General features: G+C 74.4%; 14 protein-coding genes. 2 read left to right on the forward strand and 12 right to left on the reverse strand.

Translation table 11 applies throughout. From position 1 onward, the window contains the following. The 8 genes from ACIBAF_RS20495 to ACIBAF_RS20530 form a co-directional block, all read right to left on the reverse strand. On the reverse strand, positions 1–540 hold the full coding sequence (locus tag ACIBAF_RS20495) for a DinB family protein (protein ID WP_399464634.1): 540 nt from the start codon (positions 538–540) through the stop codon (positions 1–3). Positions 541–649: 109 nt separating this feature from the next. Continuing rightward, positions 650–2,437 carry a hypothetical protein gene (locus ACIBAF_RS20500; RefSeq protein WP_399464635.1) on the reverse strand — a complete coding sequence of 596 codons (1,788 nt, stop codon included), beginning with the start codon at positions 2,435–2,437 and terminating at the stop codon, positions 650–652. Then, positions 2,434–6,084, reverse strand: coding sequence for a DUF5682 family protein (locus ACIBAF_RS20505; protein ID WP_399464636.1), 3,651 nt, complete (start codon positions 6,082–6,084; stop codon positions 2,434–2,436). Before ACIBAF_RS20505 ends, ACIBAF_RS20500 begins: the two co-directional genes overlap by 4 nt. A 4-nt stretch (positions 6,085–6,088) precedes the next feature. Next, a complete protein-coding gene (locus ACIBAF_RS20510; protein WP_399464771.1) occupies positions 6,089–7,276 on the reverse strand; it encodes an AAA family ATPase in 1,188 nt (395 codons plus the stop codon). Between the two features lie 47 nt (positions 7,277–7,323). Next, positions 7,324–12,330 carry a hypothetical protein gene (locus tag ACIBAF_RS20515; protein ID WP_399464637.1) on the reverse strand — a complete coding sequence of 1,669 codons (5,007 nt, stop codon included), beginning with the start codon at positions 12,328–12,330 and terminating at the stop codon, positions 7,324–7,326. Continuing rightward, positions 12,327–13,181: a DUF4132 domain-containing protein gene (locus ACIBAF_RS20520; protein ID WP_399464638.1), complete on the reverse strand. Its 855-nt coding sequence runs from the start codon at positions 13,179–13,181 to the stop codon at positions 12,327–12,329. The genes ACIBAF_RS20515 and ACIBAF_RS20520 overlap by 4 nt, the downstream gene beginning before the upstream one ends. A gap of 97 nt (positions 13,182–13,278) precedes the next feature. After that, positions 13,279–13,668, reverse strand: coding sequence for a cold-shock protein (locus ACIBAF_RS20525; RefSeq protein ID WP_079664124.1), 390 nt, complete (start codon positions 13,666–13,668; stop codon positions 13,279–13,281). An 89-nt stretch (positions 13,669–13,757) separates the two neighbouring features. Then, positions 13,758–14,633, reverse strand: a complete 876-nt coding sequence (locus ACIBAF_RS20530; protein ID WP_399464639.1) for a LysR family transcriptional regulator — start codon at positions 14,631–14,633, stop codon at positions 13,758–13,760. 68 nt (positions 14,634–14,701) lie between these two features. On the opposite strand from ACIBAF_RS20530, the gene ACIBAF_RS20535 reads away from it, so the two are divergent. Further along, a complete protein-coding gene (locus ACIBAF_RS20535; RefSeq protein WP_399464640.1) occupies positions 14,702–15,619 on the forward strand; it encodes an EamA family transporter in 918 nt (305 codons plus the stop codon). A gap of 18 nt (positions 15,620–15,637) precedes the next feature. Here the strand turns inward: ACIBAF_RS20535 and ACIBAF_RS20540 are convergent, their stop codons facing one another. Beyond that, positions 15,638–16,024 carry a DUF5997 family protein gene (locus ACIBAF_RS20540; protein ID WP_399464641.1) on the reverse strand — a complete coding sequence of 129 codons (387 nt, stop codon included), beginning with the start codon at positions 16,022–16,024 and terminating at the stop codon, positions 15,638–15,640. A 58-nt stretch (positions 16,025–16,082) separates the two neighbouring features. On the opposite strand from ACIBAF_RS20540, the gene ACIBAF_RS20545 reads away from it, so the two are divergent. Beyond that, entirely contained in the window at positions 16,083–16,907 is an 825-nt protein-coding gene (locus tag ACIBAF_RS20545; RefSeq protein WP_399464642.1) for a LysR family substrate-binding domain-containing protein, read from the forward strand. Positions 16,908–16,959: 52 nt separating this feature from the next. Here ACIBAF_RS20545 and ACIBAF_RS20550 read toward each other — a convergent pair whose 3' ends face one another. From ACIBAF_RS20550 to ACIBAF_RS20560, 3 genes are all read right to left on the reverse strand, one after another. Next, positions 16,960–19,746, reverse strand: a complete 2,787-nt coding sequence (locus ACIBAF_RS20550) for a beta-L-arabinofuranosidase domain-containing protein (protein ID WP_399464643.1) — start codon at positions 19,744–19,746, stop codon at positions 16,960–16,962. Between the two features lie 145 nt (positions 19,747–19,891). Next, positions 19,892–20,368 carry an Lrp/AsnC family transcriptional regulator gene (locus tag ACIBAF_RS20555; protein WP_399464644.1) on the reverse strand — a complete coding sequence of 159 codons (477 nt, stop codon included), beginning with the start codon at positions 20,366–20,368 and terminating at the stop codon, positions 19,892–19,894. 121 nt (positions 20,369–20,489) lie between these two features. Then, entirely contained in the window at positions 20,490–21,857 is a 1,368-nt protein-coding gene (locus ACIBAF_RS20560; protein WP_399464645.1) for an MFS transporter, read from the reverse strand. Between the last annotated feature and the right edge of the window lie 221 nt (positions 21,858–22,078).

Raw genomic sequence — 22,078 nt, forward strand, 5'->3', positions numbered from 1 at the left:
TCAGCCCATGCTCTTCGACCCGTCCAGGGACTCGCGGATGATGTCGGCGTGACCGGCGTGCTGCGCGGTCTCGGCGACGATGTGCAGCAGGACCCGGCGGGCCGACCAGCGCACGCCCGGCTCGAACCACGGGGCCGACGGCAGGGGGTGGTCCGCGTTGAGGTCGGGCAGGGTCGCGACCAGCTCGTCGGTACGGCGCGCCACCTCGTCGTACTCCTTCAGCACCCCCGCCAACGTCTCACCCGGCAGCATGCGGAACTCGTCGGCCCGCTGGGCGAAGTCCTCCTGGGTCATGCTGGTGAAGTCGGGCATCGCCGACGGGCCCTCCTGGATGAACGCCGCCCAAGACCGTTCGACCGACGTGACGTGTTTGATCAGGCCGCCGAGACACAGCTCGCTGGCCGTGGTCCGCTGCCCGACCTGCTCGTCGGTGAGGTCGCGGGTGGTGAAGCGCAGGAAGTGCCGCTGCTTGGCGAGCGCCTCCAGCAGGTCGGCGCGCTCGCCGGTGACGGTCTGGGCGAGGGTGGTGGAGTCGCTCATGGTCCTCTTCTTCCGTTACTGCCCTGAAGGCTGTTCCGCGGTCGAGGACCACGTTAGGAGCCATCGAGGTCAGATCCTGACCTAAAGAGGCGGGCATCGGCTCGCGTCTTCACAGCACCGCCGGGACCGCCTCCGTCCGCGCGCCCCAGGCCGTCGCGCACAGCGCCCGTTCGACCTCGGAGGTGTAGACGGCCGCGGCCAGCCAGGCGCGGGCGAAGCGGCCGGTGTCGGCGGGCAGCAGTCGGCCGAAGGCGTCGCGGGAGCGGTCCGCGGCGGCGGCCCGCAGGTCGTCGAGGAGGTCGCCCGCGGTGGCGAGACCGACGCGCCGCAGCCGCCCGCCGTCGCCCGCCCCGCTGTCCGGGAAGGCCAGCACCCGACGGCCGCCGGACACGGCCTGGTGCACGCGGCGGCGCAGGAGATGCAGCGGCGCCTCGTCCTCCACGGGAGCGGGAGTGGCGGCGGGGGCCGTCCCGGAGGCGGGCAGGTCCGCGTGTTGCAGGCGGTCCAGGCCCAGGTCCACCCGGGCGTCCGGTCGGGCGGGATGCTCCGCGGCGAGCAGCAGCGCGCGCGGGAGCGGCCCCGGCGCCAGCCGCGCGACGACCCGCAGCCGGCTGCCCCGGGCGGCGGCCAACAGGCGGAGGTTGTCGCGGTACGGGAGCGCGGGGTCCTCGTGGGCCGTGGCCAGCCGGAGCGGGAGGCCGTCGCAGTCGGCCAGCAGACAGTCGCCGGCCGCCTCACGGACCGTGCCCGCCAGAGTGACGTCGAGGAAGAGCAGGCCATGGCCACCGCTCAGAGCGCGGGCCACCTGCTCGGTGACGGGTACCGCCCACAGCCTCTCCAGCGGCTCCGCGTCCCAGGCGGCGCCGGACGCGCGCACCGCCCGCACCCCCGCTCCCGCGCCGAGCCGCCCCGTCGGCGAGACGGTCGCCCCGGAGACCGCGAGCCCCGCGCGCGACAGCTCACGGTGGGTCAGGGCGGTGTCGCCGATCCGGACGGCACGGTCGGCGGCCCCGGTCGCCCGGCTCGGGCCGCCCGGGGCCACGTCGGACACCGTGTAGAGGCGGCCCTCGGCGTCGGCGGTCCAGGTGACCGCGCCCGCGTACCCGGTCGCCGTCGACACCGGCTCGGAGAAGACGCCGTACAGGCGCAGCGAGCCGTCCGGGGTGTACGGCTGTCGTACGGCGCCGCGCAGTTCAGCCAGGTCCGGGCCGCTCGCGGAGGGCAGCCGGTGGGCCACGCCGAGGACGGTGCGCAGGGCGTCCACGAGGTCGGGTTGCCGGTAGCCGGGGTCGGCGGAGCGGGCCGCGCGGATCCCGGTGACCACGGAGACCGCCGAGGCGGCGGCCCGGGGGAGTCCCGCCAGTCGCGCGGTGTGCGCGGCGCGCAGGAGCTCCGCCTGGAGCACGGCGCCGGAGCCGTCCGCACCGGCTTCGAGGACAGCCGCCGACGCGTCGTACACGGCCCGTGCGGCGGCGAGTTGGGCCGGGTCGGCGGTCTCCGGCTCCGAGCCCTGTGCCGCCTCCTCTTCCGTCTCGTCTCCCGCGCCCGTCTGCGCGTCCGGCCGCGCGTGCGGTGAGGACGCGGGCGCCGTGTCGGGTGTGGCGTCGGCGACCGGCGCGGCCGAGGCCGCCGCGGCGCGGTGCAGACAGCCGGGGGCGAGCAGACAACCGCAGCGGATCGCGTCCGCACTGGCCACCGTGCCGCCCGGCGCCTGCAGTTCGAGGTCGGTGTCCTCGTCCACGGAGATCCGTACGGTGTCGCCCTCGCGGACGACCGGACGAGCCGCCAGCTTGGCGATCCCCGCGTCCAGCCGCTTGCGCAGCCGGGGTGAGAGCGCCTCGACGAGTTCCGCGGTGACGGACGGGGCGACCGGAGGCAGGGCCGGACTCGTGCTCATGCGATCTTCTCCCCTACCCAGCGGGCGAGTTCGAGCGGACTGAGGGCGGCGACGGGCATCCCCGCGGCGACGAGCCGACCCGCGACGCCCGTGGAGTAGCGGGGCCTGCCGGTGTCGTCGAGGCTCGCGCAGCCCAAGACGTGACAGCCCGCCCCGACCAGCGCGCGCACCTCGGCGAGCAGCCCGCCGAGCGGGTAGCCCTCCTCGAAGTCGCTCACGAGCACGACGAGCGTCCGCGACGGCACGGTGACGAGCTCGCGCGCGTGCCGCAGCCCCGCCGCGATGTGCGTGCCGCCGCCGACGCTGACCTCCAGCAGCAGCGACAACGGGTCGTCGACCTGGCCGGTGAGGTCGATGACCTCCGTGGAGAACGCCAGGAAGTGCGTGGACAGGGTCGGCACCCCGGCCAGCACCGACGCCGTGAGCGCGGCCCACACCGTGGACGCCTCCATGGACCCCGACACGTCCGTGACGAGGATCAGCCGCCAGTCGGCGGCCCGTCGCGCCCGGGTGCGGAACACCGGGCGTTCGGGGATGACGTGGACCGTGCCGTCGGGGCCGCGCCGCGCGGTCGCCAGGTTGGCGCGCAGCGTACGGGGCAGGTCGAGGCCGCCGCCCGGACGCCGGCTGGGGCGCGGCAGCGTCGTGCCGTGCAGGGCGGGCCGCAGCCGGGTGGCGAGCTGTCGGGTCAGCGCGTCGACCAGCCGCCGGACGAGCGGACGCAGCGCGGCCAGCCGGGCCTCGGGCAGCCCGCCCGCGTGCCGCAGCACCGTGCGCAGCAGATCGACCGAGGGGCGCACGCTGTCCGCGTCCAGCTGCGTGAGCACGTCGCCCCGGCCCGACGCGGCGGCCGCCGCCAGCACCTCCTCGCGGATGCCCGGCCCGAACAGCGCCGCCAGTTCTTCCGACCACTCCCGCACCCCGGGATACGGCACGTCCCGGCCGCCGCCGGACCCCGGGCCCGTCAGATCCCCACGGCTGCCCTCGCCGCGCCCGCTGCCGTACAGCTCGTCCAGCGCCGTCGCCAACGAGCGGGCGGACGAAGGGAGCCGCTCGCTGCGGCGGCCCAGGACGAGCCGCCAGCGGTCGGCGGGAGCGAGGCGGCGGTCTTCGCCTGCTGAGGCCATGCCGGTGCCGGTGCCGGTGCCGGGGGCGACGGCGTCGGGGGTCGGCGACGGTGCGTCGTCGCGCGGCGCGGGCAGCAGCCCCAGCGACCGCAGGGCGGCGCGGGCCGCGAGGTCCGCTCCGGTCCAGGCGGCGAGCGCGGCCGGGTCGACGCCGTCGGTGTCGGCGACGTTCCTGGTGCCGAGGCGTTCCTCGACGGCCGCGAGGAGACGGTCGCGGGCGGCGGGGCTCAGCGTGTCGAAGCCGCCCCGCAGCGCGGGAAGCCGGTCGAGGAACTCCCGGTCGGGTAGCTCCGAGACCCGGTCGAGCAGGGGCTCCAGCGCAGGCGCCGCGGCTTCCAGCAGCGGGCCCGCGGCGGTGAGCAGCCCACTCAGCCGGGCGGTCAGCGCCGACCGCGCGTCGGGATCCGCGGCCCCGTCGACCCACGAGGCGACACGGTCGCCGAAGGCCCGGGCGTCCTCCTGCCCGAGCAGCACCCGGACCGCTCCGGCGGCGCCGCGCATCAGCGGGGAGCCGGCGGCGGCCAGTCGGGCGAGCGCGTCAGTGAGCCGGATTCCGCCCAACAGGTCGGCGCGGTGGGCGAGTTCGAGCAGGCCGTGGGCGTCGGCCGGGTCCTCGGAACCGGTCAGACCGTCCACCTGCCGCACCGCCGCAGCGGTGAGCAGCTCGCCGACGCCGGCCGCACGCGCCGTACGGTCCTCGTCGGCGCCGAGCCCCGGCACGTGACCGGCCCGCAGCCGGTCCAACAGGGCCAGGGCGGCGAGGAGTTCAGGCAGCGTGCCGGAGTGCGGCAGCACCTCGGCGACGTCGTCGAGGCGTTCGTCCGCGAGCGGCGGCAGGCCGCACTCCGCGGCTTCCACGAGCCCTTGCAGCACCTGGGCGGCCGTCGAACCGCCCTCGTCCCGCTCCGTGCGCCGCCGTTCGCGCAGCACGCCCTCGGCGGCCTGGGCGGCGGTGACCCCGCGCACGCCGGCCGCGGTCAGCATGGCCGCAGTCGCCGGCGTCCAGCGCACCTCCCAACGCGAGGTGAGGGCCTCGGCGCCGCCCGCCCCGACGACCTCCTTCGCCTCCCCGTACGGCACCCCGCACACCGTCAGCCGCCGCAACAGCAGCTCACGGCGCCGGTCGAGATCCGAACGCAGCGGGTCGAGCCGCAACTCCCGGGCCGGGCCGGAGGAGCTCTCCGGTCCGGGCAGGCGCAGCCCCGCCACCTCGTCCTCGACCGCCGGGGCGAGACCACTGCGCGGCGCGTCCGGCGCGGGCCGGCCGGTACGCGTGCCGACGAGCCCCCGCTCCATCGCCCGCGCCACGGCCCGCCCCCGCCCGTACGGCTCGCCCTGCGCAAGGACCGTCTGCACGGCCTCGACCAACTCGCCCCGGCCCGCCGCGGGCAGCCCGCGCAGCCGGGCCAGATCCGAGGCCAGCCGGCTGATCTCCCGCGCGTCGGCGGGCCCCGACGGATGCCCGAGACCCCGCAACTCCGCACAGACCCGCACGGCCGCCCGCGTCAGCGCCTCCTCCAACGCGGCCGGATCCCCCGCCGCCCGCCACACCATGCCCTGCCACTCCGGGTCCCGGATCCCGGCCGGATAACCGGAGCGCTCGTCCAGCAGCGCATAGGAGTAGGGGATCAGGGAGGTGGTCCACGAGTTCGGCCCGTCGCCGACCTGGACGGAAGCTCCGCCCTGCTCGGGCACGGCCGAGCCGGACGGCGCTGCCCGCCCGGCGGCGCCGGAGTGAGAGAGCTCGGGCCGCTCCTGCCCGGGCCGCTCGGCGACGGTGTTCTGTTCGCCGAGGGCCGTCCCCGTCAGCGCCGGGGCGTGGAAGGCGCCGATGATCACGGCGGCCCGGGCGCCGTCGGCGGTGGCCTCGGCGATACGGGACCGCATCCACCGTTCCCGCCGCAGATCCAGCTCGGGCACCCCGCCGGAGGCGGCCGCGTCCTCGCGCAGCGCCCACCCCGTCAGCAGGGCCGCCCGGCGCAGGGCCTCGGGCGGGGAGCCCGGGGCGGTGGCCTCGACGAGCCGGTCCCACAGATCGTCGCCGGGGCGGCCGGTGAGGCGGGCGCGGAGCGCGTCGGCGAGCCCGCTCGCACCACCCTGCGCCGTGCCGCCGTCGCGCCCCTCGGCCCACGCCCGGTCCGTGAGGGGCAGGTCGCAGGCGATCACCGGGACATCGTGCCGGGCGGCCCAGCGCACGGCGGCCAGCTCGGGCGAGAAGTCGGCGAACGGATAGAACGCCGGACCCCCGCCGCCCCCGCCGCCCCTGCTGTCACCGGGCGCCGCGGCGAGCGCCACGGGGGCCCGGGTCTCCTCGTGCCCGAGCCAGGGCAGCCACTCCTGCATCTCGGCCGGCAGCTCGACGAGCACCACGTCCGGCTTCGCCTCGTCCAGCAGCGCGGGCACGGCGGCGGCCAGCGACGGCGCGTGGTGCCGTACGCCGATGAGGTAGGGCGCGGCCGGGTCGGTGAGGCCGGCGAGCGCCTCGGCCGGGGCGCCCGGTGCCGTGGGGTGGAGGGACACGCCGTCAGCCCTCCAGGACCGTGCGCAGGTCCCACAGGGTGCGCCAGGTGGCCGAGCCCTGTTCGGCGCGGCGACGGACAGGACCGTCCCAGTAGCCGCGCAGCCGGGCCGCGTCGGCGGGGTCGTCCTTGCGGACGACGCCGAGCAGATGGCCCGGCAGCAGACCCAGCACGTCACGGTCCCCCGGGAAGTACGCCGCCGCGAGCGCCAGCGCGCCCGCGACGGACACGGCCTCCGCGGTGCTCATCACCGTGGACGGCCGCTCCACCTCCCAGCCCTCCGCCGACCGGCCCTCCCGCAGATCGCGGAAGGCGGTGACCAGAGCCTCCAACACGGCGTCGTCGACCTGGAAGGGCGCCCCGGCCCGCTCCACCGACGCCCGCGCCTGGCTGCGCACCAGCGCGGTCTCCGCGTCGAGGTCCGGAATCGGGCCGACCGTCTCGAAGTTGAAGCGACGCTTGAGGGCCGCGGACATCTCCGAGACGCCCCTGTCGCGCAGGTTGGCCGTGGCGATCAGGTTGAAGCCGGGCGCGGCATGCGCCAACGCGTCGTCGCTGCCCGCCAGTTCGGGTACGGCGATGCGCCGCTCCGACAGCAGCGAGACCAGCGAGTCCTGCACCTCGGGCAGACAGCGGGTGACCTCCTCGACCCGGGCGATGGCGCCCCGGGACATGGCGGTCAACACCGGCGAGGGCACCAGCGCCTGCCGGCTCGGCCCCTGCGCGAGCAACAGGGCGTAGTTCCAGCCGTACTTGAGCTGGTCCTCCGTCGTGCCCGCCGTGCCCTGCACGACCAGGCCGCTGGTGCCGCACACGGCGGTGGACAGCAGCTCGGACAGCATCGACTTGGCGGTACCGGGCTCGCCGACGAGCAGCAGCCCGCGCTCCCCGGCCAGCGTGACCACGCACCGCTCCACCAGCGCCCGGTCGCCGACGAACTTGCCCTCCACCGCCAAGCGGCGCGGCACCCCGTCGGGCGCCTCGACGTCCTCGGGCAGCTTCAGCGCGCGGCCGTCGCTGCCCATGACGAACGTGACGACGGCACGCGGGGTGAGCCGCCAGGCGGGCGGGCGCGGTCCGTCGTCGTACGCGGCGAGGAAGGCCAGCTCGGTGGCGTACCGGTCCTCGGGCGGGACGATCTGGCGGACGGGATCGGGGGAGGGGGCGGTGTCGGACAGGGCGGTGGTGGTCATCGGCGTGGTCATCGGCGCGCGTTCTTCCAGGCGGGGCGGGAGGGTGGTCATCGGCGGCCCTTGCGGGTGGCCCGAGTGGTGAGCTGCTCGTAGGCCGGGGCGTCGCCGGCGCGGACGCGGTCCCACGCGCGCGTGAACAGTTCCGGCACCGGCGCCAACGGCACCGCGCGCGCATGGGCGCGCACCGGGTACAGACTCTCCTTCCAGATCTCCACCGGCAGCGCGGGGGACTTCAGGTCCAGCCAGCCGCACGGCAGGAACAGGGTGCGCCCGGCGCGCGGCCGCTTGGCCTCGACGACCAGGCCGGTCGCCGCGAGTTCCGCGCGAGCCTTCTTCGTCCGGGCGGGCTTCCAGCCGGTCCAGCGCACGCAGTTGCGGTCCGTCGGGTCCGGAAGGGCCAGCAACTGGAGGTAGAGCGCCGCCGCGTCCTCGCTCAGGCCGTGCTCCGCAGCGACCTCGGCGACCAGTTCGGGCACGCTGAAGGTCGGGTCCTGGGCGTACCCGGCGGGACCCTCGGCGTCGGTTCCGGCCGCGAGCGCGCGGGCGAGTTCCTCGTCGAGGATCGTCCGCAGGGCGGACATGCCCTGGCCCCGTCCGAGCCCGACGAGCCCTTCGAGGAGTCCGAACACCGGGTCGTCGGGGGAGCCGAGCGCGCCCGGCCGGACCAGGACGGTCTCCTGGTCGCCGTACCACGGGCGCAGCACCAGCGCCTCGCCCACGTGCGTCAGGCCGTCCGCGTCGGCGCCCCCGGCGGCGGGCAGCCCGTACGCCTTGCGCAGCTCGACGGCGGTCGAGGAGCTCTTGTCCGTCCACGCGACGTCCAGGTCGACCAGCAGCCCCGGGTCGGCGACGCGGCGGCGCAACGCGGCCAGGCTCTCCGGCAGGACGGCCCGCAGCGGGTGCCCGTACGGCAGGGAGTAGGCGAGCCCGGCCAGGGCGGCCACGGCACGCGTCAGGTCGTACCGGCCGGGCAGCGCCTGCGGGTCCTCCGCGACCAGGTTGCCGTCCTTGTCCGGCCGTTGGACGGTGGTGCGGCTGATCCACGGGGTGAGCCTCGGGTTGAGGACCTCCTCGGCCGTGCCGGTGGGCAGGCCGCCGAGGGAGAGCTCCCCGGCGAGGTCCTCGGGCAGCCGGACGACCGCGCCGAGCCGCTCGGCCCACACCCGGCCCGCAGCCTCGACGTCCGGACCGGCCGTCCACAGGTCGCCGGGGCGGTGCGGCAGCAGCGCGCCGACGAGCGCCGCCCGGTCGTCGTGCCCGACCGACGCGAACAGGGCGTCGCCGAGCCCCTTCTGACGGGCCTTCAGCCCGGTCGCGGCGATCACCTCGGCGGTGAGCTGTCTCGGCCTGGCGGCGAGCAGCAGCGCCGCCTGCACGGGCCCCAGCCCACCGCGCGACGCTGCGGCGAGGGCGGCGGGCGCCTCCGGCTGCCAGGGCGCCGGCCCCTTGTCCCGGACGAGTCCGGTGACGGCGGCCAGTGCGTCGGCGGGGAACACCGCCGGGTGCGCGGTCTCTTGCTCCAGCGTGAAGTGGGCGATCGCGCCGAACACGCCGACCGGGTCGTGGTCCAGGGCGAGCCAGTGCACCCGCCCGGCCTGCGGGTCGAGGCGCTGGCAGCCGAGGACGACGACGATACGGCCGTCCCGGCGCAGCACCTGACCGACCCGCTCCTGCTTCTCGTGAGGCTCGCTCAGCACGACCTCGCGCAGCGCGCCCACAGGCACGGCCAGCGGGCCGTCGGCGATCGCCTCGAACAGCAGGAGCAGCGCCTCGCGCTGAGCGTCGGTCACCGTCGGGCCGGCAGCGCGGTACGCGAGCGGGCGCAGTACGTCCAGCACGGGCGTCCACACCAGGCCGATGCCGGGAACGGTGAACTCGTCGCTGCACCAGCCGTCGGCGGCGCCGGTGGACCGGGAGGCCGCAGCCAAAGGCTTGCCGTCGGCCTGCTTCCCGGACAGCACATGGTTGACGGCGCGGATCTGCCGCAGCGTGGTCCATCGCGTCTCGTTGCCCCACCAGCCCTGCACCTCGACGAGTCCGGCGGTGGCCTCGCGCAGCGTCTCGTCGTCGCCGTGCTCGGGCTCGTAGTCGGCGAACATGCCGTCGACGCGGCCGCGTTCCGCCTTCGGCCGCTCGACCGGGGGCGCCACGAACGAGGCGGTGGACCCCGCGAGCCGCAGCATCGCGCGCACGAGCGCGGCGACACCCGTGACGAGCCCGGAGTCGCCGAGTGCGGGCAGGGCGCGGGAGACGATCTCCTGGATCACCTCGTCCGCGGCCGGGACGACGGCCTTGCTCTCTGACGTCCCGTCGACCGCCCCGGCCGCCGCCAGCTTCGCCTGACGCTCCGCCAGCGCCTGCGCCGCCGTCTCCAGCAGCCCGGTCGCCTGCTCGTCGGTCAGCGCACGCAGGACGGCCGACGCGCGCTCGTCGCGCGGGCGAAGAGCGTGCCAGAACTCCACCGGCGGGACGAACCGGGTGCCGGCGGCGAACTCGCCGCCACGCTCCATCGGCGTCACCCGGCCCAGTTCCCCGGCGGCGGAGGCGTCGTCGCCCGCGTACAGGGCGATCTGCCGGTGGAGACGGACGGCGACCGGCTCGGCCCCGCCGGGCAGCCGCAGCGAGCCGAGCGGCACGCCCGGCGCCCGGCCGCGGGCCCAGGGCAGGGTGACGGTCCGGCCGTCCGGCGTGCCGACGACCGTGCGGGTCTCGGCGCCCTCGTCCTGAGTGCGCACCCAGCGGCCGAGGACCGTGCCGTCCGTGCCGAACGGGCTCTGTTCCAGGCCAGGTTGGAGCGGCAGCACCTCGCAGTGCTCCTGCTGCAGGGTCGCGCCCTCACGGATGCCGGACTGCAAGAACGCGGGCAGTGAGGCGCGCCCGTGCGTGCCGGTGGCCGGGTCGTACTCCAGCCACACGTGCTGCCGGCCCTGCCTGCCCTGACGCCAGTACGAGGCGCCGTCGCCGAGGACGCGCCGACCGGCGGGCAGGACGGTGTCGCCCGCGTGCAGGGTGCGCCCGCCGCCCGCGCGGCCGCCGTCGGGCAGCGGGATCGAAGGGGTGCCCGCCTCGCTGCCGCCGTACCAGTAGTGGGGAATCTGGTCGCCGGTGAGCGGGAACACGTCGGTCGGGCGGGCGGACCAGTAGCCGAACTGCTTGCCGTCCTCCCGCCACATCACCAGCAGTTCGCCGTCGGTGTAGCGGAACGACGGAAGCTGCCAGCGGCTCGGGGACACGGGCAGTCGCAGGTCGTGCTCCAGCAGGATCTCCTCCGGGCCGACCACGAGCACCTTGTGCTCACGGGAGACGATCAGCGCGGGCCACGCCTCCTGCACGGTCATCGGGTTGTCCTGGCCGCGGCCGGGCTTGGTCTCGGCGTCGATCCGGCGCAGCGCCTCGTCGAGCGCGGGCCAGCCCAGTTCGTCCAGGATCCCGGCGCGCAGGGTGTGCCCGAGCAGGGGCGCGACCTCGTGCGCGGCGACCTTCGCGACGGCCGCCGGACTCACCCGGGCGGCCACCGCGCGGAAGGGGCGCAGCCGGTCCAGCGCCGCCCGCGCGGACGGCAGGCCGACCGCAGCGGCCAGCTCCCCGGCCGCGTCGTCCAACCAGCCGCGCAGCACGTCACTGAGCACGGGGTGGGCGGCCAGGCCCTCCAGCACCTCGGCTGCGGGGCGGAAGCCGCTGACGGTGCCGATGTCGGCGTACAGCAGGCGCCGGAAGCGCGGATCCGCGGCGGTCGCCGTCAGATCGCGCCGGCCGGGCCGGGGCTCGCGCAGCCAGCGGTCCAGGGAGAGATACACGACCTGGTCGGGGCCGGGCAGCGTCAGCGGCACGCGCTCGGCCACGCACAGGTCCAGCAGGTCGAGATCGGCGCCGGCATGCCAGCGGCCCGTGCACAGGTCGACGGGACGGCCCCGCTCCCGCAGGCGGGGAGCCATCCGCTCCACGAGCGCGAGGGTGGCCGGGGAACGGTCGCTGACATTGCCGCCGTGCTTGCGGTGCAGGGCCCACCGGCCCAGCCAGTCCGCCGGGTCCGCCTCGGAGGCCGTCTCACCGGTGAGGAGCAGGTCCGCCCCGCACTCCGTGAGCAGCGCCAGCCAGAACTCGTCGTCCTCGACGGAACGGCCCAGGCCGACCGGCATGATCTCCAACAGCCGCTCCCGCACCTCCGGTCGCTGCTCCGCGAGAACGGCGAGCGTCGACCGGTAGGAGTTCCAGAAGGACGCGGGGGCCCGGACCGCGGCGGGCGACGCGAGCAGATCGGCGACCAGGGCGCACTCCTCGGCGACCCGGTCGAGACCTGCGGCCTTGATCAGGCCGCGGGCGTCCTGCGGCAGCGAGGCGTAGGGCGGCATCCCGGCGGCGCAGCGCTCCACGGTCAGCTGGCGGAACTGCGCCCAGGCCGCGGCCGGGTCGAGCCGCGTGGCGAGGGCCCTGACGTGCTCCTTGAGCGCCTTGACCGTCAGCGCGCCGGCGAAGGCGAACTCCAGGAACACGGCCCGCTGCCGCTCCTCGTCCACCACCAGCGCGTGCACCCGCTCGGCCTCGCGGGCCTTGCCGAAGAAGGCGGAGGCGTACGTCGTGTTCTCGTGCTGGAGGAAGACGCGGGCGGCCTGCTCGTAGAAGGTGGGCAGGAAGTGCGGCACGGCCCGGCCGAGCCGGGCGCCGAGCGCCTCGAAGCCGTCCTTGGCGGTGCCGGGGCGGGACTTGGCCTGCCGCGCGAGCCGTTCGACGTCCTTGACCAGCGCCAGGGCGTGGTGGCCGTTCGCCGGGTCGTGGACCAGCGCCCAGGCGGGGAAGCCGAGCGTCTCCCGGCGCACCTGACCGACCTCGGGGGTCTCCGTCTCCCGGGCCAGTCCGAGGAAGTCCAGCGCGAGGTCCTCGGCCTCGCCCAGGGTGCCCGGCACCAGCCGCACGATCCGCCGGTCGTCCAGCGCGGGGTGGCTGTACGTGCGGACGGTGAGCGTGTCGGCGTCCTCGCGGGCCGTGCTGCCCGGGGGCAGCACGGCGCCCGCGTCGAGCAGCGCGGCCGCGGTGGTCTCGTCGTAGGTCGTCATGCCGCCCGCTCCTCGTCCTCGAGGTCCCGCCCGGCGTACAGTGCGGCGGCCATGCGCATGCCCTCCGACCAGGCCACCGGCCCGACCTGACCGAGCTTCAGCACCCGCCCGGCGGAGTCGGTGAACACCAGGGGGCCGGTCTCCGCCTGCTCGTAGCTCTCGTAGTCGCCGACCCACACGCGGGCCTCGACGGTGCGGCCTTCCTCCAGGACGGACGTGACGGCGTGGCCGCCGCGCACGCGGTGGCCGAGCTGGGTGACCCGGCCGTGCAGGAACCGCTGCTCCTTGAACACTCCGCCGGCGTACTCCTCGACGGCGGCGCCCTCCGCGTCGAGCGTGGCGGGCCGCCGCCACACCTCGCGGAAGAGCTGCTGGGCACGCTGCTCCACGCCGAGTTCCACGGCGAACTCCCGCAGTTCCTCCAGGTCTTCGAGGAGCACGGGGTGCGGGAGGCGGACGAGGTCCGGGGCGATGCGGACGGTGTCGCCGTCGAGGTCGACCAGGCCGAGGCCGCGCTCGGGGTCGGCGTCCCGCAGGAACCCGGCCACCTCGCCGTCGGCCCCGGTGACCACGAGGTCGCGCAGTGCGGCCTGCCACGCGGGGTCGGGCCACACCCGCGCGAGAACGGCGAGCGGCACCGGCAGCGAGCGCACCATCCAGCGCTCCACGTCGGCCAGGCACTGGCGTTCGTGCCGCTCCAGCCACTCGGTGAGCTGACGCAGACCCACCACCGCCGGATCGTCGGCGATCTTGGGCGGCACGGACTTCAGCCGCCGCCCCGCCGCGTTGCGGCACACCACCTTGCCGTCGTCGAGAGCGACTTCGTAGTCGCCGGCCGACACCCACCCCATGTGTGCCTCCCGCACCCGCAGTGATCAAGTGACGGGAACTGTAGAACAGGCCACTGACAACGGGTCCGACGGCCGGCCGGGCGACCGGGCGGGTGGGTCAGCCTTCGACCCAGCCGTGGTTCTTCGCGAACTGCGCCAGCCCGGCGCGCACCTGGACGATCTGCTCGCCGGTGAGCGAGGGCGCCGACGTCAGCAGCGCCTCCGTGACGTCCCGGGTGAACTCCTCCGTGCTGAGCACATCGCACAGGACGTCGTCGTCGGCGGCGAGGGGCTTGCCGTCCGCGCCCCGCGCGAGCCGCACCCCGGACGCCTTCGGACCGCGCTCGCCGTCCTCGATCTCGAACTCCACCACGATGCCCCGGCGCACCTGCGACTCGGGCATCAGCATGTCGTTGACGTGCAGGAAGACGTCCTCCCCGCCGTCGTCGGGCGCGATGAACCCGTAACCGCGCTGGCTGTCGAAGCGCACCACACGACCAGCAACCATCCCAACCCCCAGCAACCTCGAAACACCCACGTCGGTGAACCTGCCCAGATCGTAGTCAAAGCGACGGCCTCAGGGCGACTCACGGGCGTTCACTGTGCGCGATACAGCGTGGTGAGCAGCTCCATCACGGCCTGCGTCGCGGGGTGCGGGGCGTCGCGCCACCACGCCAGACGGACGGCGACGGGCTCGGCGTCGCGCACCGGCCGGTAGACGACGCCGGGGCGCGGGTACTGGTTGGCGGTCGACTCGGCGGTCATGCCGACGCTGCGGCCGGTGGCGATCACCGTCAGCCAGTCGTCGACGTCATGGGTCTCCTCCGTGGCCGGGCGGGCGTCGGGCGGCCACAGCTCGGGGGTGGTGGTGCCGGTACGGCGGTCGACGAGAAGGGTGCGCCCGCCGAGGTCGGCCAGCCGCACCGAGCGGCGCCGCGCCAGGGGATCGTCGGCGGCCAGCGCGCACAGACGCCGCTCCAGGCCCACGATCGCCTCGTCGAACCGCCGGTCCTCCAGCGGCCTGCGGACCACCGCCAGATCACAGGCGCCCTCCGCGAGACCCGCGCTGCCCGAGTTCACGCGCACCAGCTGGAGGTCCGTCTCCGGGTGTCCTGCCGCCCACTGACGCTGGAAGGCCAGGGTGTGGCGGCCGAGCGCGGCCCACGCGTAGCCGATCCGCAGCCGGGTGTGGCCGGAGGCGGCCTCCTGCACCAGGGCGTCCACCTCGGCGAGCACCCGCCGCGCGTGCGCCGCCACCCGCACTCCGGTCGCGGTCGTCGTCACCACTCGGGAGGTGCGCCTCAACAGCCTTACGCCCAGCGCCCGTTCGAGGGAGGCAAGGGTCCGGGACACGGCCGCCTGGGAGACGCCGAGCACGGCCGCGGCATCGGTGAAACCGCCCTCGTCGATGATCGCGACCAGGCAGCGCAGCTGCCGCAGCTCCACCTCCGGTCCACGCGCCCCGAGATCCATGACTCCATCGTATAGATCGAGCGGTTGATGCATTTTGCGCAACATCGACGGGGGAGGACGATCCGGCTATGTCCGTCGCGCCCGCGCCCGCCCCGGCACCTGAGCCCGCCTCCACACCTGCACCCGCATCCCTGGGCGCCGGCGCCGGCCGGAACCGGCGCCTCGCCGCTGTGGCAGTCATGGCCGGCAGCGGTCTGTCCAACCAGACCGGCGCCGCCATCGGCTCGCTCGCCTTCCCGGTGCTCGGCCCCACGGGAGTCGTCGCGGTCCGCCAGTACGTCGCCGCGCTCGTCCTGCTGGCCGTCGGCCGGCCCCGCGTGCGGTCCTTCACCCGGCGTCAGTGGGGCCCCGTCCTGCTGCTGGCCCTGGTCTTCGGGACGATGAACCTGTCCCTCTACACCGCCATCGACCGCATCGGTCTCGGTCTCGCCGTGACCCTGGAGTTCCTCGGCCCGCTGACCATCGCCCTGGCCGCCGCGCGCCGCCGGGTCGACGCCTGCTGTGCGGCGATCGCGGCTGCGGGCGCGGTCACCCTGATGCGCCCGCAGCCCTCCACCGACTACCTGGGGATGGGGCTCGGCCTGCTGGCCGCCGTGTGCTGGGCGTCGTACATCCTGCTCAACCGCACGGTCGGCCGGCGCGTCCCCGGCGCCCAGGGCTCGGCGGCCGCCGCGGCCGTCTCGGCCGTGCTGTTCCTGCCGGTCGGCGTCGTCCTCGTGCTCCGCGAGCCGCCGACCGCCACCGCCGTCGGCTACGCCGTCGCGGCCGGGGTTCTCTCCTCGGCCGTGCCCTACCTCGCCGACCTGCTGACCCTGCGGCATGTGCCACCGGCCGCCTTCGGCCTGTTCATGAGCGTCAATCCGGTGCTCGCTGCGCTGGTCGGCTGGATCGGCCTCGGCCAGGGCCTCGGCCTCGTCGACTGGTCGGCCATCGGCGCCGTCGTCTGCGCCAACGCCCTCAGCATCCTCGTGCCGCGGCGCACCTGACCGGATGAGTCGGTTACGTCAGGACTCGGCGCGCTCCGCGTCGCGCTTCTTGATGCGGACGGTCTCCTTGCGGACCTCGGCCTGGGTGGCGCGCTCCTTCTCCAGCCACTCCGGCCCGGCGTCCTTGATGGCCTCGATCTGCTCGGTGGTGAGCGCCTCGGTCACCCCGCCGCGGGCCAGGCCCGCGATGGAGACGCCCAGCTTGGCCGCGACCACCGGACGGGGGTGCGGGCCGGTCTCGCGCAGGGTCCGCAGCCACTCGGGCGGGTTCGCCTGGAGCTCGTTCAGCTCGGCGCGCGAGACGACGCCCTCCTGGAACTCGGCGGGCGTGGCGGGGAGGTACACACCCAGCTTCTTCGCCGCGGTGGCGGGCTTCATCGTCTGGGTGCTCTGCTGCGAACTCATGGGTCCCAGGGTATCGGCCGTTGACGAGACCTCCGACCACAGCCGGTAACCTGGCGGGATGACCGACTCGGCGGATTCCCCCTCGTTCCGGCTCGCGTACGTCCCCGGAGTGACGCCCGCCAAGTGGGCGCGGATCTGGCAGGAGCGCCTGCCCGACACGCCCCTCACCCTCCTCCAGGTGACCCCCGCCGAGGCCTCCGACGTCTTGCGCGACGGAACCGCCGACGCGGCCTTCGTGCGCCTCCCGGTCGACCGGACGGTGTTCAGCGCGATCCCCCTCTACACCGAGACGACCGTCGTCGTGGTCCCCAAGGACCACGTGATCACGGCGGCCGAGGAGATCACGCTGGACGACCTCGCCGACGAGGTGGTCCTGCACCCCCTCGACGACGTCCTCGGGTGGGAGCAGCCGCCGGGCGAGCCCGCCTTCGAGCGCCCCGCGACCACCGAGGACGCGGTCGAGCTGGTCGCGGCGAACATCGGCGTCCTGGTCGTGCCCCAGTCCCTGGCGCGCCTCCACCACCGCCGCGACCTCACCTACCGCACGGTCGTCGACGCCCCGCAGTCGGACGTCGGCCTCTCCTGGCCCGAGAACGCCACCACCGACCTGGTCGAGGACTTCATCGGCATCGTCCGCGGTCGCACGGTCAACAGCACCCGGGGCCGCGCTCCGCAGGCCGCCCCGGCGAAGGAGCGGCAGCCGCGCAAGGCGCAGCCGGGCGGCGGCGCGCCCCGCAAGAGCGTCGGCGGCCGGGCCGGGGGCGCGAAGAGCGGTGGTGCGAAGAGCGGCGGGACGAAGAGCGGCGGGACGAAGAGCGGCGGGACGAAGAGCGGCGGCGGCCGGCGCGGAACCGGCGGCGGCAAGCCCCGCCGCCGGTCGTAGCGACCCGCAGGCCCTGGGGCCCGCAGGCCCGTAGGCCCAGGAGCCGGCGGGCCTACGGCACGAAGGTCGCCCCGCGTGCCGTACGCACCACCGTCTCCCCGTCGGCCTGCGTGAGCAGCCCGGCGGCCACCCATGCGTCCACCACGGTCCGCACCCGCGTCACCAGCGCCGACTTCCCACGGAACGGCGCCGCGGCCCACACCTCGTCCAGCAGCGTCGTCCGGTCCGCCTTCGCCGGGTTGGCCACGCCCGAGTCGCTGTTCCCGAACACCACCCGGGGTTCGGCCCTGCGCACATACGCGTGCGTCGGATCCTCGGCGCCCTCGAAGAAGGGGGCGAACTCGGTGCCGTCGAGCGTGAAGTGCAGCGGCTTCCCGCTCACGGGAGTGAGGGAGGGCAGCAGGTCGCCGGAGAGGGCCGCATTGCGGTACAGGCCGAACTCCAGGTACTGCGTGGAGGAGTTGCGGGCCACCAGGTTGAACGGGCCGTAGAACAAGGTCTGCAGGGACGGGTCGTCGAGCGCCTGCTCCACGCGCAGCCGGAACGGCATCGCCACCCGGACGACGTCACCGTCCCGCCAGGTCCGGGACATCGTGAAGTAACTGCCGGGCGTCGGCGTGCCGTTGACCTTCCGCCCGTTGACCGTCACCCGGAACCCGGCCGTCGCCCAGGACGGCACCCGCAGCCGCAACGCGAAGGCAGCGGTTCGCCCGCGCACCGTCAGCGTGCTGCCCTGCTCGCGCGCGAAGTCGGTGCTCTGTGCGAGAGTGACCCCCTTCTCGGCCCAGGTGAGCGTGGACGGGCTGTAGAGGTTGACGTACAGCGCGCTGCCGTCGGCGGCCTTGAAGTACACCGAGTCCTGGTACTTGGTGGCGCTCTCCATGCCGGTGCCCTCGCAGCAGGTCGTGCCCTGCTTGGGCGTGTAGTCGCGCACATGGCCAGGGGTGAGCCCGATGAAGTACGTGACCAGCGGCTTCTCCGCGTCGGCGGTGTCCTGCTTGGAGCCGAGGACCTGGTTGTACAGGGCCCGCTCGTAGTAGTCCATGTAGGCCGGATCCTGCTCGTGGAAGAACAGCGTCCGGCTCAGCTTCAGCAGGTTGTACGCGCAGCACGTCTCGGCGTTCGTCGCGCTGATCGTCCCCGCGATGACGTCCCGCGCCTTCCAGAACTCGCCCGTGCTGGTGCCGCCGATGCCGTACATGCGGTGCGGTACGACCATGCTCCAGAAGTTCTTCGCGGCGGTGAGGTAGCGCGTCTCGCCCGTCGCGTCGTAGAGCCGCACGAGGCCGGTGAAGATCGGGATGTGCTGGTTGGCGTGCAGTCCGTCGAGCGTGTCGGTGTTCGCCGCGCAGGCGTCGATGAGCTTGTCGAGGTCGAACAGCCGTGCCAGCGCGAGGTGTTCGGCCTTGCCGGACAGCGCGTGCAGATCGCAGATCGCCTCGACGATGCCGCCGAACTCCCCGCTGGAGAAGATGGCCCACATGCGCTGGAGCGTGGCCTCGGGCAGCTTCGACAGCCGGGAGTGCATCCAGTCGCACATCCCCGACGCCAGGTCGAGTGCGCGGTCGTCGTCGGTGGCGAGGTAGGCGTCCAGCAGCCCCCTGAGGATCTTGTGCGCGGTGTAGTAGGGCGCCCACACCTTGGTGTAGTCGCTGCCGGTCATCGACTCCAGCTGGATGAACTGGGTCTCCGGGTAGGCCGCGAGGAAACCGGGATGGCTGGGCCCGCCCCAGGTGCGGCGCAGGGTGGCGGTCAGGCCGTGTCCCGAGGCGTCCGCGAACGTGCTTCCCGAGGTCTCGTCGAACGCGTAGGAGGCGAGGTCGCCGGCCGTCCGGCCGTTCTGCAACGATGCGACCTCGTCGGCGGTCAGCGCCCGCGACCAGGCGTCGAAGCCGCCGAAAGCGCCCGCGAAGACGGGGTCGGACGCGTAGTGGGACCGGCCGAGCCAGTGGTGGGCGAGCGTGCCGAGGGCGGCCGGGGTGAGCGACATGGCGGTGTTCCGCGCCACGGCCGTGCCGTTGACGTACAGGGTTCCGGCGCCGGCGGCGATCGTCACCGCGAGGTGGCTCCACTGGTTCAGGGGCAGCGCGGCGGTGCCGTTGATCCCCTGCTCACCGCCCGCCCCGCCGGTGGTGACGGCGAACCGGGGCACGCCGCTCGCGTTGCGCGCGGCCAGGTACAGATACCGGGTCGTGTCGTTGCCGAAGTCGAAGATCCGGGTCCAGCCGGCGTCGTGGGTGGGCTTCACCCAGGCGGCGAGGGTGACCTCCGCGGCGCCGCCGAGGACGCCGGACGGCAGCTCGACGTACTGGTAGGAGCCGCGCACGTTCTCCACGGCCGTGCCGAACCTGCCGTCGACGCTCAGCACGGCGGGGTCGTGCCGCAGTGACTCGCGCACCTCCGTCAGCGCGCCGATCGCCGTGCGGATCTTGTCCGCGAACGCCTGCTCGCCGGTGCTCGCGTACGCCTGGGACAGCATCGTGAGGAAGTGCCCGGTGTAGTGGCCGCGCAGGTTGCCGTTGGCCTCCCCGTCCAGGCCCTCCCAGCCGCCGGGGGCGACCGCGCCGAGCGTGGAGCGGCCGGCGTTGGCGCGGAAGACCTGCAGCAGCCGGTTCACGTCGTAGCCGCGGGCGTGGTCGAGCATCAACTGCCGCTTGGCGGCGAAGACCCCGGGGCCGAGGGCGACGTCCTCGAGCGGGAAGGGCTGCAGGGACCAGGCGGGTGACGGCGGGACGGCAGCCGCCGAGGCTCTGCTGGCCGCCGTGGCCGAGAGTGTGGGGACGGCCGCCGCGAGCATCGCGCTCTGGAGAAGGATCCGTCTGCTGAGGGGCGGTGCCATGTGCTGCTCCTCCGGTCCACGTGGGGGTCGCTCCCCCTCGGGTGTTCGATATTGCGAACGGTGTGCGGATGGTCGACCAGACGTTAAAGGGGGGACGGGAGTGCGTCAACGGTCCTGACGAGACTGAAAGTTGCGGACCGAGAGGCTACTTCGCGGCAGCGCGCCCGATCGACTCCACCAGCGGCAGCAGCCGGTGCGGCACCCGTTCCCGCAGTGCCACCTCGGTGCGGGTGCGGACCACGCCGGGCAGACTGATGAGCTTTTGGATCACGTCCTCCAGGTGCTCGTTGTCGCGCGCCACGACCCGGGTCACGAGGTCGCCGCCGCCGGTGATGGAGAACGCCTCGACGATCTCCGGTACGGCGGCGAGCGCGTCGCCCACGTCGTCCAGATGGCCCTGGGTGACCTCGATGTGCACGAACGCGAGCACCGGGTGGCCCAGCGCGGCGGGGGAGAGCGACGGGCCGGTGCCGGTGATCACGCCGTTCCGCTCCAGCCGGTCGAGGCGGGCCTGCAGGGTGCCGCGCGCGACGCCGAGGAGCCGGGCGTACTCCCGCACGCTCGTCCGCGGCTGCTCCAGCAGCAGGCGCAGGATGCGGGTGTCCAGCTCGTCCACGGCCATGGCCCCGGCCTCCTCGGCATCCTCGGGTGCGTGATCAGCGCCGACTGTACCCATGGCCCGGTGGAACGGGCATCGCCTGAGCCAGTGGTGAAGAGGGCGTCGTCACGGCGGACCGGGAGGGTCAGACGTCGAACTCGTGGTCGCGGGTCTCCGGCAGCGCCAGCAGACACAGGAGGCTCACCAGGCAGAGGCCGCCGGTGTAGAAGCCGAGGACGAGCGGGGACCCCCAGTGGCTGTTCAGCCAGGTGGCGACCGACGGGGCGAAACCGCCGCCGAGGGTGTTGGCCAGGATGAAGGCGGCGGAGGCGCCGGTGTAGCGCATCCGGGCCGGGAACAGTTCCGGCAGGAAGGCCGCCACGGGGGAGAACATCAGCGCGAGGAACATCAGGCCGACCGTGTAGGCGCCGGTGATCACCAGGCCGTTGCGTGAGCTCAGCGAGGCGTACATGGGGACGGCCCACACCACGCAGCCGACGGCTCCGGCCAGCATCAGCGGGCGGCGGCCGATCCGGTCGGACAGCCTCGCCGCCGGGAGGGTGACGGCGATTCCGGCCGCCGCGCCGATGCTGGCGGCGGTGAGCATCGTGTTCCGGGGGATGCCGAGTTCCTGCGGGCCGTAGGAGAGGCTGTAGACGATCGTCAGGTAGTACACGGCCGAGCCGCCGATCGCCGCGCCGGTGCCGAGCAGCAGCCGGCCGGGGTACTGCCTGACGATCGTGCCCAGCGGGAATCGGGGCGCCGCTTTCGACTCCGATGCCCGTGCCGTGGTCGTGAAGACCGGGGACTCGGAGACCGTCGTGCGCACCCACAGGCCGACCACGACCAGGACGGTGCTGAGCAGGAACGGGATGCGCCAGGCCCAGTCGGTGAAGCCGTCCATGCCCACGATGTTCATGGTCGGCAGGATGACGGCGGTGGAGAGCAGGAAGCCGAGTGAGGGGCCGGCCTGCGGAATGGACGCGTACAGCGCGCGGCGGCCGGGCGGCGCGTGTTCGGCGGCGAGCAGCACCGCCCCGCCCCACTCGCCGCCCATGCTGACGCCCTGGAGCAGACGCAGTGCCACCAGCAGGACGGGGGCGAGGAGTCCGGCGGTCTCGTACGTGGGCAGCAGACCGACGCCGACCGTCGCCACGCCCATCATCAGCAGCGAGATGACCAGGGCCCGTCTTCGGCCGACCCGGTCGCCGATCGTGCCGAACAGGACGACGCCGAGGGGGCGGGAGAGGAAGGCCGCGGCGAAGGTGAGGAAGGCGGCCAGGGAGGAGAGGGCCGCGTTGCCGGAGGGGAAGAAGGCGGGACCGAGGACGAGTGCCGAGGCGGTCCCGTACACCGTGAAGTCGTAGTACTCGATGGTCGTGCCGACCAGGCTCGCGGCGGCGACCCGCGGCGCGTCGGTCCCGGTGCCTTTGCCGTTTCCAGCTGTCCTGGCGGTCCGCGGCGCCGTCGGGGAAACGGGCTTGAGGGCGGTATTGGGCGGTAATTCAGGCATGGGGAGTCACTTCCGATACGCCCGGTCCGTACGGTCGCACGGGCCGGGACCGAATGGGGAGGGAAGGCCTCGCATGTAACACGAACAAGAGCGCCTCTGTCATCCTCCCCGCGAATTCAATTTCGACCGAGCAGGCTTCCCGGTCGAAATGACCGTCGATTTACACGTGACATCGGCAATAAAGCGTCGAAACCGCCCGGAATGCCACCCTCCAACCGCGT

The organism is Streptomyces sp. NPDC051677 (assembly GCF_044453465.1).
Lineage (GTDB): Bacteria > Actinomycetota > Actinomycetes > Streptomycetales > Streptomycetaceae > Streptomyces.

Excerpts from the sequence above, each read along its gene's own strand:
- ACIBAF_RS20520 (WP_399464638.1), bottom strand. The coding sequence starts at position 13,181 with ATGGGGTGGGTGTCGGCCGGCGACTACGAAGTCGCTCTCGACGACGGC.
- ACIBAF_RS20545 (WP_399464642.1), top strand. The coding sequence starts at position 16,083 with ATGACCGACTCGGCGGATTCCCCCTCGTTCCGGCTCGCGTACGTCCCC.
- ACIBAF_RS20560 (WP_399464645.1), bottom strand. The coding sequence starts at position 21,857 with ATGCCTGAATTACCGCCCAATACCGCCCTCAAGCCCGTTTCCCCGACG.
- ACIBAF_RS20495 (WP_399464634.1), bottom strand. The coding sequence starts at position 540 with ATGAGCGACTCCACCACCCTCGCCCAGACCGTCACCGGCGAGCGCGCC.
- ACIBAF_RS20550 (WP_399464643.1), bottom strand. The coding sequence starts at position 19,746 with ATGGCACCGCCCCTCAGCAGACGGATCCTTCTCCAGAGCGCGATGCTC.
- ACIBAF_RS20500 (WP_399464635.1), bottom strand. The coding sequence starts at position 2,437 with ATGAGCACGAGTCCGGCCCTGCCTCCGGTCGCCCCGTCCGTCACCGCG.
- ACIBAF_RS20530 (WP_399464639.1), bottom strand. The coding sequence starts at position 14,633 with ATGGATCTCGGGGCGCGTGGACCGGAGGTGGAGCTGCGGCAGCTGCGC.
- ACIBAF_RS20515 (WP_399464637.1), bottom strand. The coding sequence starts at position 12,330 with ATGACGACCTACGACGAGACCACCGCGGCCGCGCTGCTCGACGCGGGC.
- ACIBAF_RS20535 (WP_399464640.1), top strand. The coding sequence starts at position 14,702 with ATGTCCGTCGCGCCCGCGCCCGCCCCGGCACCTGAGCCCGCCTCCACA.
- ACIBAF_RS20525 (WP_079664124.1), bottom strand. The coding sequence starts at position 13,668 with ATGGTTGCTGGTCGTGTGGTGCGCTTCGACAGCCAGCGCGGTTACGGG.
- ACIBAF_RS20555 (WP_399464644.1), bottom strand. The coding sequence starts at position 20,368 with ATGGCCGTGGACGAGCTGGACACCCGCATCCTGCGCCTGCTGCTGGAG.
- ACIBAF_RS20540 (WP_399464641.1), bottom strand. The coding sequence starts at position 16,024 with ATGAGTTCGCAGCAGAGCACCCAGACGATGAAGCCCGCCACCGCGGCG.
- ACIBAF_RS20510 (WP_399464771.1), bottom strand. The coding sequence starts at position 7,276 with ATGACCACCACCGCCCTGTCCGACACCGCCCCCTCCCCCGATCCCGTC.